8 protein-coding genes are annotated in these 15,314 nt (G+C 41.9%); 3 read left to right on the top strand and 5 right to left on the bottom strand.

What is annotated here, in order from left to right; all coding sequences use genetic code 11:
* Positions 1–85: 85 nt before the first annotated feature.
* The 4 genes from H5162_RS01425 to H5162_RS01410 form a co-directional block, all read right to left on the bottom strand.
* Positions 86–1,495, bottom strand: a complete 1,410-nt coding sequence (locus H5162_RS01425; RefSeq protein ID WP_182733974.1) for an efflux transporter outer membrane subunit — start codon at positions 1,493–1,495, stop codon at positions 86–88.
* A complete protein-coding gene (locus tag H5162_RS01420) occupies positions 1,495–4,626 on the bottom strand; it encodes an efflux RND transporter permease subunit (protein WP_182757454.1) in 3,132 nt (1,043 codons plus the stop codon). Before H5162_RS01420 ends, H5162_RS01425 begins: the two co-directional genes overlap by 1 nt.
* Positions 4,627–4,638: 12 nt before the next feature.
* Positions 4,639–5,796, bottom strand: a complete 1,158-nt coding sequence (locus H5162_RS01415; RefSeq protein WP_182730778.1) for an efflux RND transporter periplasmic adaptor subunit — start codon at positions 5,794–5,796, stop codon at positions 4,639–4,641.
* Positions 5,797–6,205: 409 nt separating this feature from the next.
* A complete protein-coding gene (locus tag H5162_RS01410) occupies positions 6,206–7,906 on the bottom strand; it encodes a cyanophycinase (protein WP_182777435.1) in 1,701 nt (566 codons plus the stop codon).
* Positions 7,907–8,245: 339 nt separating this feature from the next.
* Here H5162_RS01410 and H5162_RS01405 point away from each other — a divergent pair, with 339 nt between their 5' ends.
* From H5162_RS01405 to iadA, 3 genes are all read left to right on the top strand, one after another.
* Positions 8,246–11,170, top strand: coding sequence for a TonB-dependent receptor domain-containing protein (locus H5162_RS01405; protein ID WP_182777433.1), 2,925 nt, complete (start codon positions 8,246–8,248; stop codon positions 11,168–11,170).
* 163 nt (positions 11,171–11,333) lie between these two features.
* Positions 11,334–12,740 (top strand): putative basic amino acid antiporter YfcC, encoded by a 1,407-nt coding sequence (yfcC, locus tag H5162_RS01400; RefSeq protein WP_182717600.1) that lies wholly within the window; start codon positions 11,334–11,336, stop codon positions 12,738–12,740.
* A gap of 12 nt (positions 12,741–12,752) precedes the next feature.
* Positions 12,753–13,919 (top strand): beta-aspartyl-peptidase, encoded by a 1,167-nt coding sequence (gene iadA / locus H5162_RS01395; RefSeq protein ID WP_182730782.1) that lies wholly within the window; start codon positions 12,753–12,755, stop codon positions 13,917–13,919.
* Between the two features lie 29 nt (positions 13,920–13,948).
* Here iadA and H5162_RS01390 read toward each other — a convergent pair whose 3' ends face one another.
* Positions 13,949–15,244: a hemolysin family protein gene (locus tag H5162_RS01390; RefSeq protein ID WP_145234413.1), complete on the bottom strand. Its 1,296-nt coding sequence runs from the start codon at positions 15,242–15,244 to the stop codon at positions 13,949–13,951.
* Positions 15,245–15,314: the final 70 nt, after the last annotated feature.

The following is a 15,314-nucleotide window of genomic DNA, read 5'->3' as shown; positions in this document are numbered from 1 at the left end:
ATATGCCCTTTGACATCAACTTTGTCGGTTACCACAAAGAACTTAATAAACTAGTGATAAACTATACAATGGCGCAGCCTAATGGCTATTCACTCTGTTGAGCCGATCGTTGCCAACCGCCTCCAACCGCTTTATACAAACTAATTTGGCTCGTAATATAGGCTTTTTTACCGCTAATGAGTTGTTGCCCAGCACTGTACCAATTACGTTGTGCATCCAGCACTTGTAAATAGCTATCGGCGCCTTTTTCGAAGCGAGCTTCAGAGAGTGTAAACGACACTTGATTACTATTATACAGATCTTCAAGCGCACTTAGCTGCTGCATATAGCCTTCCCTATCGGCAAGCGCATCAGAGACTTCTTTAAATGCCTGTTGAATCGTTTGTTCATAGGTGGTTAGCGCAATCTGTTGCTGAGTTTGCGCAACATCTAAGTTTGCTTGATTACGACCCATATTAAATATCGGTATCGTGATCGATGGCATAAAGCTCCAAGTGCCAGTGCCACTTGAAAACAAATTATCTAGATCACTCGACGCACTCCCGGCATTAGCCGTTAAGCTAATACTTGGAAAAAATGCCGCCTTTGCAACACCGATATTAGCGTTAGCAGCTAATAACTGAAACTCTGCTGCTTTAATATCAGGACGTTGTTCAAGTAACTCGGATGGTAAGCCTACAGGCACGGTCGGGAAATTTAGTACTTCATCTAAACTCTCAACAGGTAGCAACTGCGCTGAAACCGGCTGACCTACTAATAAATCAAGGGCATTTTTATCACGCTTTAACAAGCGCTGATAGTTAGCAATATCAACTTTTGCGGTGGCTACAGTGCTCTCAATTTGTGCCAACGTTAACTTTGATGCCGCGCCAAGTGCATAGCTTTTTTCGGTTAACGCCAGTGATGCCTGCTGACTTTTTAGGGTTTGCGTAGCAAGCGCTAACTGCTCTTTATCAGCAGCGTAATTTAGCCACGCACTTACCAACTCAGAAATTAAGCTAATTTTTACACTCGTTTGAGTTTGCTCTGACGCGTACAAAGTTTGCAGAGCTTGATCAGATTGATTACGAATTTTGCCCCATATATCGAGCTCATACGCGGTCATTCCCACGGTAGCTTTGTAGCTCTCGCTAATTTGTGCATTACCGGTTGACGTTAAGTCTCCCGGTAAGCGCTGACGCGTGCCCGACGCAGCAAAATCGATTGACGGATATAAGGCAGAGTCTTCTATTTGATAAAGCGCACGAACTTGCTGCACATTAAGTGCGGCAAGTTTAAGGTCTTTATTATGAACTAATGTTTGCTCAATCAAGTGTTGCAGTTTTTCATTCGCAAAAAACTGCTGCCATCTTAAATCAGCTGTATTACCTTGCTCACTCTGTATTGCGTAGCTATCAGGCACCGGCAACACGATATCTTCACGCGGAGGTGCCATTTGGCAAGCACTGAGCACAAATACGCTTAGACTCGCTAAGCTTAACGTTTTGAATGTCATTATGATTGCTCCTGTGACGTTGTTTTAGTTTTGCCTGAGAATGCTCTGCGAACTAAAACAAAAAATAAAGGTACAAAAATAACAACCAGTGACGAGGCGGCAAGTGTTCCACCAATAATTGAAATACCTAATGCATTTTGTGCACCTGAGCCTGCACTTGAGGCGATAGCTAACGGAAGCACACCACACACAAATGCCATTGAAGTCATTAAAATAGGACGTAAGCGAAGTCGCACAGCCGCAATGGCCGAGTCTACTACACTCAAGCCTTCATCCATTTTATGAATCGCAAACTCAACGATTAAAATGGCATTTTTTGACGCTAATCCTATGGTGGTTAATAAACCCACTTGTAAGTAAATATCGTTTGATAAATTACCCATAAAGGCGGCCATAATCGCACCAAAAATACCCAGTGGCACAATCATCATTACTGCAAATGGTACTGACCAACTTTCATAAAGCGCAGCTAAACATAAAAATACAAATAACAGTGATAATCCATATAACAACGGCGCTTGACCGCCACTTGATCGCTCTTGATATGAAATACCGGTCCATTCAGAAGCAATACCTTGTGGTAACTGCTTAACTAAACGCTCCATTTCATCCATGGCTTGACCTGTACTGTAGCCTGGTGCTGCACTGCCTTGAATTTCCATTGCTGAAAAGCCGTTATACCGCTCCAAACGAGGCGAACCATAAGACCAGTAAGAACTAGCAAATGCTGAAAATGGCACCATATCGCCGTTTGTATTACGCACATACCATTTATTTAAGTCCTCAGGCACCATTCGCGCATCGGCTTGACCTTGCAGGTATACTTTTTTAACGCGACCACGGTCGATAAAGTCATTCACATAACTACTACCCCACGCCGTCGAAAGTGTACTATTAATATTACCTTGCGACACACCCAGCGCTTCTGCTTTTGCAAGGTCAATATCCAGCTGTAACTCAGGCATATCTTCTTGCCCATTAGGGCGAACGCCTGCAAGTATTGGACTTTGACTCGCCATACCTAATAACTGATTACGCGCTTTTAATAGCTCATCATGGCCTAAACCAACACGGTCTTGTAAAAACATATTAAAACCATTTGCGGTACCGAGTTCAACAATCGCTGGAGGTGGAAAAGCAAATACAAATGCCTCTTTAATCGTTGAAAAATACCCCATGCCTTTTCCTGCAACGGCTCCCACTGATAGGTCGTCACGTTGGCGCTCATCCCAGTGCTTTAAGCTAACAAAACCAATTGCTGAGTTTTGCCCAGAGCCTGCAAAACTAAAACCCGTTACCGTAAAAATTGAACTAACAGCTTCAGATTGATCTTCTAAATAGTGGTTTTCAACTTTTTTAACCACTTCAAGCGTTTGCTCTGTAGTAGAGCCTGCAGGAAGCATTACTTGGTTAAACAAAATACCTTGGTCTTCATCAGGTAAAAATGCAGTTGGTAAGCTTGAAAAAATAGCCACCATGCCAGCTACAATTAATGCATAGCTTAGTAAGTAACGCTTGGAATGTTTAATCATACGACCAACAAAACCTTGCGCACCTTTATTGGTTTTATCAAAACCACGATTAAAGCCTGAGAAAAAACGACCAATAATGCTACCATCAGTATGTACATGACTAGGCTTTAATAACGTAGCACACAGTGCGGGAGTTAAAATAAGCGCAACCAGTACCGACAGCCCCATCGCCGACACTAAGGTAATAGAGAACTGACGATAAATAACCCCAGTAGAGCCACTAAAGAATGCCATCGGAATAAATACAGCCGACAGAACCATAGCAATACCTACCAGTGCCCCTTTAATTTCATCCATCGATTTTCGCGTTGCTTCAACCGCAGAAAGCTTTTCTTCGGTCATTAAACGTTCAACGTTTTCTACAACAACAATCGCATCATCTACGAGTAAACCAATAGCCAATACCATCGCAAACATCGTGAGGGTATTAATTGAATACCCGAAAGTAAATAGAATACCAAACGTACCTAACAATACGACAGGTACCGCAATGGTTGGGATAATAGTTGCTCTGAAGTTTTGTAAAAATAAGTACATTACAACAAATACCAAAACAACCGCTTCTATTAGGGTGTGCACTACTTTTTCGATTGATAATGCAACAAAAGGAGTGGTGTCATAAGGAACAACCGCCTCTAAGCCCTGTGGAAAAAATGGTTTAAGTTCTTCAAGTGCATCTTTTACACCTTGCGCTGTATCCAAGGCGTTCGCTCCACTGGCTAGCTTCACGCCTAAACCAGATGCTGGTTTGCCGTTGAAGCGCGCAACCACGCCGTAGTTTTCACCACCAAGCTCTACTTTTGCGACATCGACTAAGCGAACTACAGAGCCATCACTGTTGGTTTTAACTAAAATATCTTCAAACTGCTTAGGTGTTTGTAATCGACTTTGCGCGGTAACGGTCGCATTAAGCTGTTGACCTGCTATCGCCGGCATTCCACCAAGTTGACCTGCAGATACCTGTGCATTTTGCGCTTTTATCGCCGCAGATATATCCGCTGGTGTTAGTTTATAGCTTTGTAACTTAGCCGGATCGAGCCAAATACGCATTGCATATTGAGAGCCAAACAATTGTACTTCGCCCACCCCATCAACACGCGCTACAATATCTTGCACGTTTGATGACACATAATCACCAATGTCAATATTGGTCATGCTACCATCTTGCGACACAAAACCCACTACCAGTAAAAAGCTAGATGATGACTTAGCAACAACAACACCTTGGCGTTGTACTTCTTCAGGTAACAACGGCGTAGCTGTTGCTAGCTTATTTTGTACTTGTACTTGTGCAATATCAGGGTCAGTTTCTGCATCAAACGTCAGTGTCAGTGTTGCTGTACCACTGGATTCAGAAGTTGATGACATATACAACAAGCCATCTAAACCTTTCATTTTTTGTTCAATAACTTGGGTTACTGAATCTTCAAGTGTGCGTGCTGACGCACCAGGATAACTTGCGCTAATAGTAATGGCTGGCGGCGCAATTGAAGGATACTGCGCTACAGGCAAGCTCCTTATTGCAAGTATTCCAGCCAACATAACAACAATGGCCAGAACCCATGCAAAAATTGGCCTATCGATAAAAAATCTCGACATTAAAATACTCCGTTATTGAGTTTTAGTAGCTGACTCGGCAGGCACTGCATTAACAGGTGCGCCCGGTGCTATTTTTTGTAAACCTTCAACAATTAGTTGATCGCCGTCGTTCAAGCCACTTGTCACTAACCAGTTAGCACCTACTGTACGGTCAGTTTTTAATACTCGCGCTTCAACAGTATTATCTTTACTCACCACCATAGCTGTAGGCTCACCTTTGCTATTACGACTAACACCGCGTTGCGGCACTAAAATAGCATTAGACTTAACACCTTCAACAACCACAGCTCTGACGTACATACCTGGTAATAGTAGCTTTTCAGGGTTTGGAAATTTGGCGCGTAACGTTACTGAGCCAGTACCTGGATCTACAGTTACTTCAGAAAACTGCAAAGTGCCAGTGTGCGGATACACAGAGCCATCTTCCATAGTGAGTTCAACCTTTGATTGCGCAGTAAGATCTTTATCAAGCTCACCATTAGCAATCGCTTTTTTCAAACGAGTCAACTCACTACTTGATTGGGTAAGGTCAATATAAATTGGGTCAAGCTGAGTGACGGTTGCTAATACGGTTGCTTGATTAGCACTTACCAAAGCACCTACGGTCACGTTCGATTTGCCAATTTGACCACTAATAGGTGATGAAACCTTACTATAGTTAAGATTGATCTGTGCGGTTTTAAGCTGCGCTTGAGCTGTTAATAAATCAGCCTGCGCGCCTTTATAACTTGCGTCTGCTTCATCAAAATCTTGTTGACTGACTGCTTTTATTGCTAGTAACTCAGCATAACGATCTGATTTAGCTTTTGCATTAGCAATGCTTGCTTGTGCCTTACTAATAGCAGCTTTACTACTTGCTACTTGCGCATCGAATGTAGCTGGGTCGATTTGATATAAAGCCTGACCTTTTTTGACTTCAGCACCTTGAGTGAATAAACGTGATTGAATGATACCGCTTACCTGAGGACGAATTTGCGCCACTTGAGACGCAGTTACTCGCCCTGGAAGCTCCTTAGTAAGTGTTAATGGTTGGCTTTTTAATGTAATTACGCCAACAGGAGCTGGCTGCGCAGCAGGCGCATTCGCCTGCTGAGTTTGATCGCAACCGGATAAAGCAACTGCACTTGCCAAAGCGGTGACAGTAAAAAGAACGACGCGAGAACGCTGCATGTTAACTACCCTTAATTTAGAATGAACGATCATTCTAAATTAAATTATTACATTTTCCAATGTTAATTGAGAATTATTTTTAAAAGATCTAAGAGCATGTAAAGTGATGTAAAAAGACTTGACGGTGAGCTAAAAAACAGACCAACTCGATTGCTAATTGCAGGTACAAAAAGAGTTAATTTTATCTTTAATGAGCATAACAATGCAGCTGCAGTAAATATTAAAAATAGTCATTTTGTACGTCTGGAACGAAAAGCGACACAGCAAGCAGATGTTCAATCATCGGTTGTGAGATTTGAGGGGAAATGGGTAGCTAATATATCCAAATTGGTGTTGTTGACAATTTAACACATTACTTTGTCATTTAAAGAAGAGCTACTGTGAGTAACAGTAGCTCTACATCAAAGCATCATTGAATCGTCGTAATATTAACGCTAAGTCGTTCAATTGCACAGCCATAACTGCTTGGACTTATTCTCTGATACTGGGTATTTTTGCTGGCATTTAAAGTCACTATAAACTCATCTTGCTGACCTACCGCTGACTGCTCATTAGTTAAACACATTGCCTGAGTAAGCGAGCGCAATTTAGCATCGGTGAGTATGTTATTGAAACGCTGCATTGGCAAAGGTGGTATTTTGATTGCAGGCAAAGCACTGTCTATAGTACGTTGGCTTAATTGGTACCCTTGGGGTGTTACATCTATAATCGCACCAGCTGGCCAAAATGAATAATCAAAACTGTATTTATCTTTGCCCTTATTTAAATGCACTACCCCATGCTTACCTAACACTGTCACAATCGTACTCAGTTGTGATTTTATGATCACCAAGGCTGTCGTTTCATCAACACCAAAGCCATACTGTTGCCCTGTTTTTGCAAGCAATGTCGCTAAACGCACAGTGCGATTTCGCTCACTAAAATGGGTGTCAACTATACCTGCACTAAAGCTGCCCAGCCCACCATTAGTTTGATAGGTTAATGTATCTGCGCTTAGCCCTTGATTACAATCATCTTCACAACGTTCACTCGGTGCAGAAACTGCGTGCGCACCATCGCGCAATGCAGCTAAACTAGTGCCATTAGTGATCATCGCAACACTACCAAACTGGTTACTGCCACCACTTTGAATCGCTGTGCCTGCACTTGTACCTACCAATAGCGGACGTGAACGTATAGCATCGGTCCATGGATAAGGCTTGCCCGTACCATCAAATAACACTTTTCGAGTTAAACTTTGATCGCCACCGTTGAGCATAATACCTGTTGCAGATTCGATTTTTGCAACTAAATTATCAACACCCGCGTCGCATAGTTGTTGCTCAGCTTGAATACGGTCAGGATAGATTTTGTGGCGATTAAACACCTGCATGTTTTGCTGGCGAAATTGCGCTAGCTTTTCACATTGCCCAGTTGTGATTGCTTGCGCTAATGCCGGAGTTAATGCCAGCCATGAACTTTTAATACGATCAAAATCCAGTAAGCCTTCGTAAAAGTCAGCCGATTCATAAGGGTCGCGACTCGATGCTGTGATAGCTAATAAGCTCGGCTGTTTACTATTTACTTTAGCTGTTGCAGAAATAAAATTAACTATATCATTAGCAGCCGGCTCATTATTTTGTTTACTTTGCACCGTTTCTTTTATGCGCTGGCCTTTAGCATCAACAACCGCCACTTCCAGCATATCAGTGACAAAGTTATATTCTCGATCAGTTAAATTATTGAGCGAGCGGCTATCTAAATCCCGCCAAGCCCATAGCAAAGACCCTTTATCGATAAGATTAGGCTGTTGCTTGGCAATTTTTGATAAAACCCGCAAGGTTTCATTGCGGTTATTAGTACTATCATCAGGCCATTGGCTTTTTATTTCTTTTAGTGCTTTGCCCGTCAATTGAAATTGATTCGCTTTTTTTCCTATTAATGATGTTTTTTCAATGCAATTTTTAGGACTTAAACTTGAACAAGTCGTTAATGCGCCACCAATTAACAGCAAGGTTTGCTCAGTTTGATTTGCAGATATATTCGTCGAAAAAGCGGTCATTATCAGTGTAAAAGCAGCAAAAAAACCACATTTAGGGCTCTTTGCAAGATGTTCCCGAAAGTTTTCCATAATGTTATACTCATGTAAAAAATGATAAAAAATAGCTTGCAGTAAAACTTTATGCTTGCTATAAAAATAAGGAACTTTTAAATCGCGAGTAAGCTAGCACCCAAATACTAGCTTTGTCAAAAACCTTTTGGATTGGAATTATGTTTAAAAACGCAACATCGCTGTGTACATATTTCTACTCTCCTCACTACCTTTCGGAGTGGTTTGACGAGTAGCCACTACCTCACATTCTCTGTGAGGGGCTAACTGTGTCTATCGATCACGGCCCTGTCTAAATAATCAAAAAATAAGCACTGTGCAGTACACCTGTGCTTAAAATAAAGACAAAGGTAAACTAATATGTTTCGTCAATTAACAATTGCAACGGCAATAAGCGCAGTGCTTTGCCCAACTTTTTTGTATGCGCAAGAAAACACTAAAGCTGAAAACATTGAACGAGTAGAAGTCACCGGATCACGTTTAAAAGGCGTCGATCTTGAAGGAACGATTCCACTAACGGTATTAGACCAAGATGCCATCAAACGCTCTGGCGCCAACACGATTCACGAATTACTAAAGGATTTATCCGTGTTCAAAGGTGGTAGCGGCACTTTTTCCACTTCAGAAAGCGGTGGCACGTCCACTTCAACACCTGCGGGACAATCTGCAGCAAGCCTACGTGGCATGGGCCCATCAGCCACATTAACACTGATTAATGGTCGTCGTGTTGCGCCCAGTTCATTTGCCGCTGGCACGGAAAACTTTGTCGATGTGAACTCAATTCCACTTGCAGCTATCGAGCGCATTGATATTCTTGCAACCGGTGCATCAGCGGTTTACGGTGCAGATGCCGTAGCAGGTGTAATTAACTATATTTTAAAAGATGACTTTGAAGGCGCTGAAGTAAACGCATCCTACGCAAACAGCTTTAACAGTCATGATGAAGGTAAAAAACAACTTAACCTAGTATACGGTACAAAAATTGGTGAGAGTAACTTAACGGTTTTTGCCGATATTTTTGACCGTAACGCATTTAAAGCAACCGATCGAGATTTCACTGCATCATCACCACTGATGAATAGTTATTCGTACTTACCAAAACTTGAAAACGCGCCAAATATTTATTATTACAGCTCGCGGGACGGGAATGAATTGCCAGCGCCAAATTGCCAGACTGAATTAGTTACAACTGAATTTGGTGAAGACATTTGTGCCTATTACCCAAATCAAGACGATTATCTGGATACGCCATTTGAGAGTCTATCGACTGGCTTTATGTTCAATAGCAGCTTAGGCGGTGTTGATTGGCATACTGACTTTTTCTATAGCCAAACAAAGGCAAAAGCGTACTCGTCACCCTCACCGATTAATCAAATAAATGATGAAGATGGCCCTTTCATTTTAGAAGATGCGCTGTTCATTTATGATAATGCAGATGGCAGTAATGATTTGATGGATCAGTTGTATATTGACCCATTTGATACGCAAGCTGGCCGCGAAGTTTATGGCTTTGGCTTTGATGCGCGTTTTAATGCCCCACGTACTGTCGAAGTAGAAACTAAAAACTTCCGCTTAGTGAGTAGCCTTGCAGGTGACGTTGGTGACTGGAGCTGGGAGTCAGGCGTGACCTTTTCTCGCTCAAGCTCTGAGCAAGAAGCCATTGATGGTGTTTACAATCGCTATCAATTTCATGCTGCTATTACTGGTGAGCTATGCTCAGACGGTACATTAGCAAGCTACGACGGCACGAGCCTTAACTGTGTATCTGGCGATTTACTGCCATTTTATAATCCATTTGTGCAAGGCGATGCCGCCAACGATGCGGTTTTAGCAACGGCACAGGCACGTCCAACACGCAGTGGCGAAAGCACCGTATACGGCTGGGATGCAAACTTTAACGGTGAGCTATTCACCTTTAATGATTTACCCGCTTATGCATCATTTGGAGTTGAAGCTCGCCGTGAAGAATTAACTGACATTCCATCACTTGACTCGCAAGCACGCCCTGAAAACCGCTACTTAGTGGATGTATTTGGTTTTGGCTCGAGCTTATCAGAGGCTGATCGCACTCAATACGCGGCGTTCGCAGAAATAAGTGTATCATTGACCGATCAAGTTGAGCTACAGGCGGCAGGACGTTACGATCATTATGACGATTTTGGCGGCACCTTTAATCCAAAAATAGGCTTAAGCTATCGTCCTAACGACTCGTTAGTGTTACGTGGCTCATGGTCTACGTCATTCCGTGCCCCTTCTCTTACGCAAGCTGGTGTTAAATTAAGAACCACTCAATCAACCTTCGATTGCGGTGCTAACCAAGCAGTATCTGATCTTTATTGTATGGGCCAAGGAACAGAGGTAAGTGTTAACTCACTCGAGCTTGGAAATAAAAATCTTAAAGCAGAAGAATCAGAAGCTATTAGTGTTGGTTTTGCTTGGAGCCCAAGCGCTGATACTAACCTAACCGTTGATTACTGGCAGTTTGATCACGAAGAAGTGATTGATACTAATATGACTGCGGTGCTAGATCGTGCCATTACTGATGCATCACTGCGCCATTGCGGTATTGTCCCAGAAGGTCAACAAGGTATTTCTTACGATAATAGGTTATGTGGTGTCTATGACAATAGTGGTTTAAGTATCGAGCAAGATGGTGCCAATCTAAATGAAATTTTAGATAACTATATTACCGAGTTTAACCCACGTGATGATGAGCTATTTTTACCATTATTTCGTGACCATGTTATCCCACTTGAAAATACCGGCACACAAACATTAGCAGGGATTGATATTAAGTTTGATCACCGTTTTAGGCTTTCAGGTGGCGATTTAACTTTTGCATTTGATGGCACGCACTATCTTGAATTTGAGCGCAGTAAACCAGGGTCTGATGCAATTGAAAAGTTAGTTGGCACGTATCGCTACCCTGAAAACATCGGTCGCATGTCAATCGATTGGGAAGCTCAAAGCTACTACCTAAACCTTGGCGCAAATTATACCAGCAGCTATGATGATGACATTGAAGGACTTAGAGGCCGTGAAATTGATGAACTGGAAAGTTTAGGTAAACTTGACTCACAAGGTAATCATCAAGTTGACGATTGGCTCGTATGGGATTTATCTGCAGGTTACTACGTAAATAAAGCCCTTACCTTAAGAGCGCGCATTGATAATATTTTTGACAAAGAGCCGCCACAGCTATACGGCTCAAGTCGTGGTTTTGATTCTATAAACCATAATGCTTATGGCGCGCGTTATACATTTAGTGTCAGCTATCGTTTCTAAAAATTATACGCGCAGCACTAGTCGCTGTGCGTAACACCATCCAAATTGTACTAAGTGGCTTTGCTTTGTAGAGTAGGGTCACTTATTCAAATAAACTTCGTGTTAAAATAAGCAGGTGTGCGGCTTAGTCTAAGCAACCTATTTCTTTGCGAAAAGTGAAATTATGAAAAACAAACAATTTACTATGCCTGATGCAAGTATCATCTTGTTATCAGTTGCATTAATTGCCTACTTGGCAACCTTGTTTATTACTCCTGGGATGTTTAACGCCCAAAAAGATAGCCACAGTGTTGAACTTTCTCAATACCAAACAGTGGCTGTAAGCGAGCAAACGCCGCTGTTTGCTGAAGGCGGTGAAATTGGCCTGGCAAATGTGTTGTTTGAAGGTTTAGTATCGGGTGACAAGTACGGCGCAACCATCGGTGTCATGGCATTTATATTAATTACCGGCGGCGCGTTCGGTATCATTATGAAAACAGGCGCAATTAATAACGGTATTATGGCGCTTATCAATAAAACTCAGCGAGTTGAATGGCTGTTTCTACCATTATTATTTGTGTTATTTTCGTTAGGTGGCGCAGTATTTGGTATGGGCGAAGAAGCCATTGCTTTTTGTATTGTCTTACTACCGATCATGAAACAGCTCGGCTATGATGCCAAAGTAACGGTTTTAACTACGTATGTTGCCACACAAATTGGCTTTGCAACGTCTTGGATGAATCCTTTTAGTATTGCAATTGCACAATCTATTGCTGAAATACCAGTTTTTTCTGGTGCTGGCTTTAGAATGATCGCATGGGTTGTGTTTACACTATTTGGTTTATTTTTTACTATACGTTATGCCAACTCGATCAGAACCATTAACACCGCGCAAAGCGACTCCCATACTGATATAAAATTAGATACCGCCGATAAACTTATCTTGATTACTTTTATAACGGGTATTACTTGGGTTGTGTGGGGTGTGATGGCGCGCCAATACTATATTCCAGAGCTCGCAGCACAGTTTTTTTGTATTGGTGTGATCAGTGCTTTTATAGCCAGTATTTTTAATAAACAAACAGCCAACCAAAGTGCAGATGCATTTAAACATGGTGCACAAGAATTGTTGCCCGCAGCTATGTTAGTCGCTCTTGCCAAAGGGGTGGTATTATTACTTGGCGGCAGTGATTTAAATGCACCGTCAACCTTAAATACATTACTTTATCATAGTGCTAGTAGTATCGCTGCGGTACCAGACTTTGTTGCGGCATGGGGAATGTTATTATTTCAAAGTGTGTTTAACTTTTTTGTTTCTTCAGGGTCCGGCCAAGCCGCTATCACTATGCCACTGATGTCTCCATTAGGCGATTTACTCAATGTCTCACGACAAATTGTGGTATTAGCTTTTCAGTTTGGCGATGGCTTAACGAATATATTCATTCCAACCTCAGCCAGCTTGATCGGTTGCTTAGGTATTGTAAAGCTTGATTGGAGCGAATGGGCAGCCTTTATTTGGCGTTTCACTTTAGCATTATTTACTTTAGCAAGCGGCTTCATATTTCTTGCTTATTTTATCAATTATCAATAAAAAGACTTCACTATGTTGACATTAATTCGAGGTGCAAACCTTTATACTCCAAGCCCTCAAGGGCAGATGGATGTACTCATCGCTGGTTCTAAAGTGATTGATTTTCGAACCGAGATCAAACTAGAAAGTAATACCGAAGTAAAGATTATCGATGGCCGAGGAAACATTCTAGTACCAGGCTTTGTTGACTCTCTGGTCCATATTACAGGCGGTGGCGGCGAAGCAGGTTTTACTAGTCGAACGCCAGAAATGAACTTAACTGATGCCACCTTAGCAGGTATTACAACCGTTATTGCAGCGCTGGGCACTGACTCAAGCAGTCGCACACTAACCAACTTAGTTGCTAAAGCGAAAGGCTTAAAAGAGCTTGGTCTTAATGTATTTTGCCATACTGGCTCTTATCACTTACCCGCTAAAACACTGACGGGTAGTATTACAAATGACCTAATGTATATTGACGAGTTTATTGGCGTAGGCGAAGTGGCGATTTCAGATCACCGTAGCAGCCAACCCACCGTTCAACAACTCGCAGAGCTGGCAGCAGAAGCAAAAGTCGCCGGCATGCTAAGCGCAAAAAAAGGCACCGTGAGCATTCATGTCGGCCCCGTTAATAGTCACTTAGCGATTCTGCATGAGGTTGATAAAAATACTGATATTTCATTGAGTCAGTTTTATCCAACACACATGAATAGAAATAAAGCGCTGCTTGACGCTGGGATTTTATTTTGTGAAGCCGGCGGTACAATTGATTTTACCACCAGCACAACTGAGTATGATCTTGCCCATGGCGAATATGCTGCCGCGCAAGCGTTAGCTTACTGTTTAACACACAATGTTAAGCCAACACAATTGACTATGAGTTCAGATGGCCATGCCAGCCTGCCAATATTTGACGAGCAATTTAATTTGCTCGGGCTTGAAATTGGTAAAGAAGCATCTCTGTTAGGTGCTTTCCAACAAGCTATACGTCAATATGAGGTGAGTATAGAGCACGCATTAATGGCCATAACCACTAATCCCGCTAATGTACTGGGGATTAAAAAAGGCACTATTAGCAAAGGCTCAGACGCCGACTTAGTTTTACTTGATAGCAACACTTTAGCGCCACAACATGTATGGAGTAATGGCATTCATATGGTTGAGCACGGCTTTGCAATAATAAAAGGCGCTTTTGAATAAATAATGAGGCGCATAGCGCCTCACGTTTATTATAAGGCTGGTTCTACCGGTAGTATTTTAGACACCAATAACTGTTCAACTCGGATCCCTTCAACATCCACAACTTCAAATTTAAAACCTGCGTATTGAATATATTCTGCTCGTTTAGGAATTCGCTTCATGGTATAAATTAAAAATCCGGCAACAGTTTCATAATGCATTTGATCTGGAAATTCATCCACACCGAGCACTTTTGCCAACTCAACGGCTGGGGTTAAACCATCAACTAACCATGAATTTGCATCACGTGCGATAATTAATTCATCACCATTATGGGTGATCAAATCTCCCATAAAGCCTTTCATCAGATCTTTAACTGTCACAATTCCCACGACAAGTGCGTATTCATTTACCACCACAGCGAAGGGTTTTGCTGCGCCTTTAAAGGCATTTAATGCCTCTGACAAACTCAGTGTTTCTGGTAGATAAAAAATCTCTTTTTCGAGCATTTCGTCGTTAATATTCGCTGCATCGCCTTTGAGCACTTGGCGAAGAATATCTTTTGATTCAACTGAGCCAATTAATTTATCTAAATTGCCATTGCATACCAAAAAATGATTATGTGGATGATCAATGATTTTGCCCGAAATACCATCGCTGGCTTCGTTAATATCAAAGTAGACTATTTGATCTCTAGGTGACATTACACTCGATAAAAAGCGCGCTTCTAAATCAAATACATTACCAATTAAATCATATTCTTGTTGTTGTAAGCTACCATATTCTGCGCCTGCATCCATCATTGCGACTATGTCTTCGGTAGTTACAATGTCTTCACGCTCTGCCGGCACATTGAATAAGCGTAAAACAATATTAGTTACACCATTAAAAAACAATACCAACGGTGTTAATGCATACGTTACCCAACGCATAATCGTGACTACGCGAACCGCAACAGCCTCTGGCAGGATCATAGCTAAGCGTTTTGGTAATAAATCAGCAAATAAAATAAACAATGAAGTAATTGTCAAAAACGACAGTAAAAAGCTAATTTGCGCAAGTAACGGTCCTTGATAAAACAACACAAGTACACTTTCAACATAAGGTGAAAGCGCTTGTTCGCCCACTATACCGCCTAAAATAGCAATTGCATTAAGGGCAATTTGGATCATGGCAAAAAAAGCACCGGGTTGCTCTTGCAGCTTTAATACTGCAGCCGCTTTAGCATTGCCTTCGTCAGCCATGACTCTTAATTTAATTTTACGTGATGCTGCGATGGCGATTTCCGACATAGCAAATAACGCACTGATCAAGATTAATAAACCAATCCCGATTAAGTCACCCATTTATAACTCCAAAAATAAGCGCTTTTATAAGCAAAAGCAGCTGGATTATAACCCCTTTTAAAGGTTGGGC

Origin of the sequence: Pseudoalteromonas sp. SR41-8 (assembly GCF_014163915.1) — a bacterium.
Classification (GTDB): Bacteria; Pseudomonadota; Gammaproteobacteria; order Enterobacterales; family Alteromonadaceae; genus Pseudoalteromonas; species Pseudoalteromonas rhizosphaerae.
The sequence above is the reverse complement of the archived record's forward strand: the minus strand, read 5'-3'. Positions and strand labels throughout refer to the sequence as shown.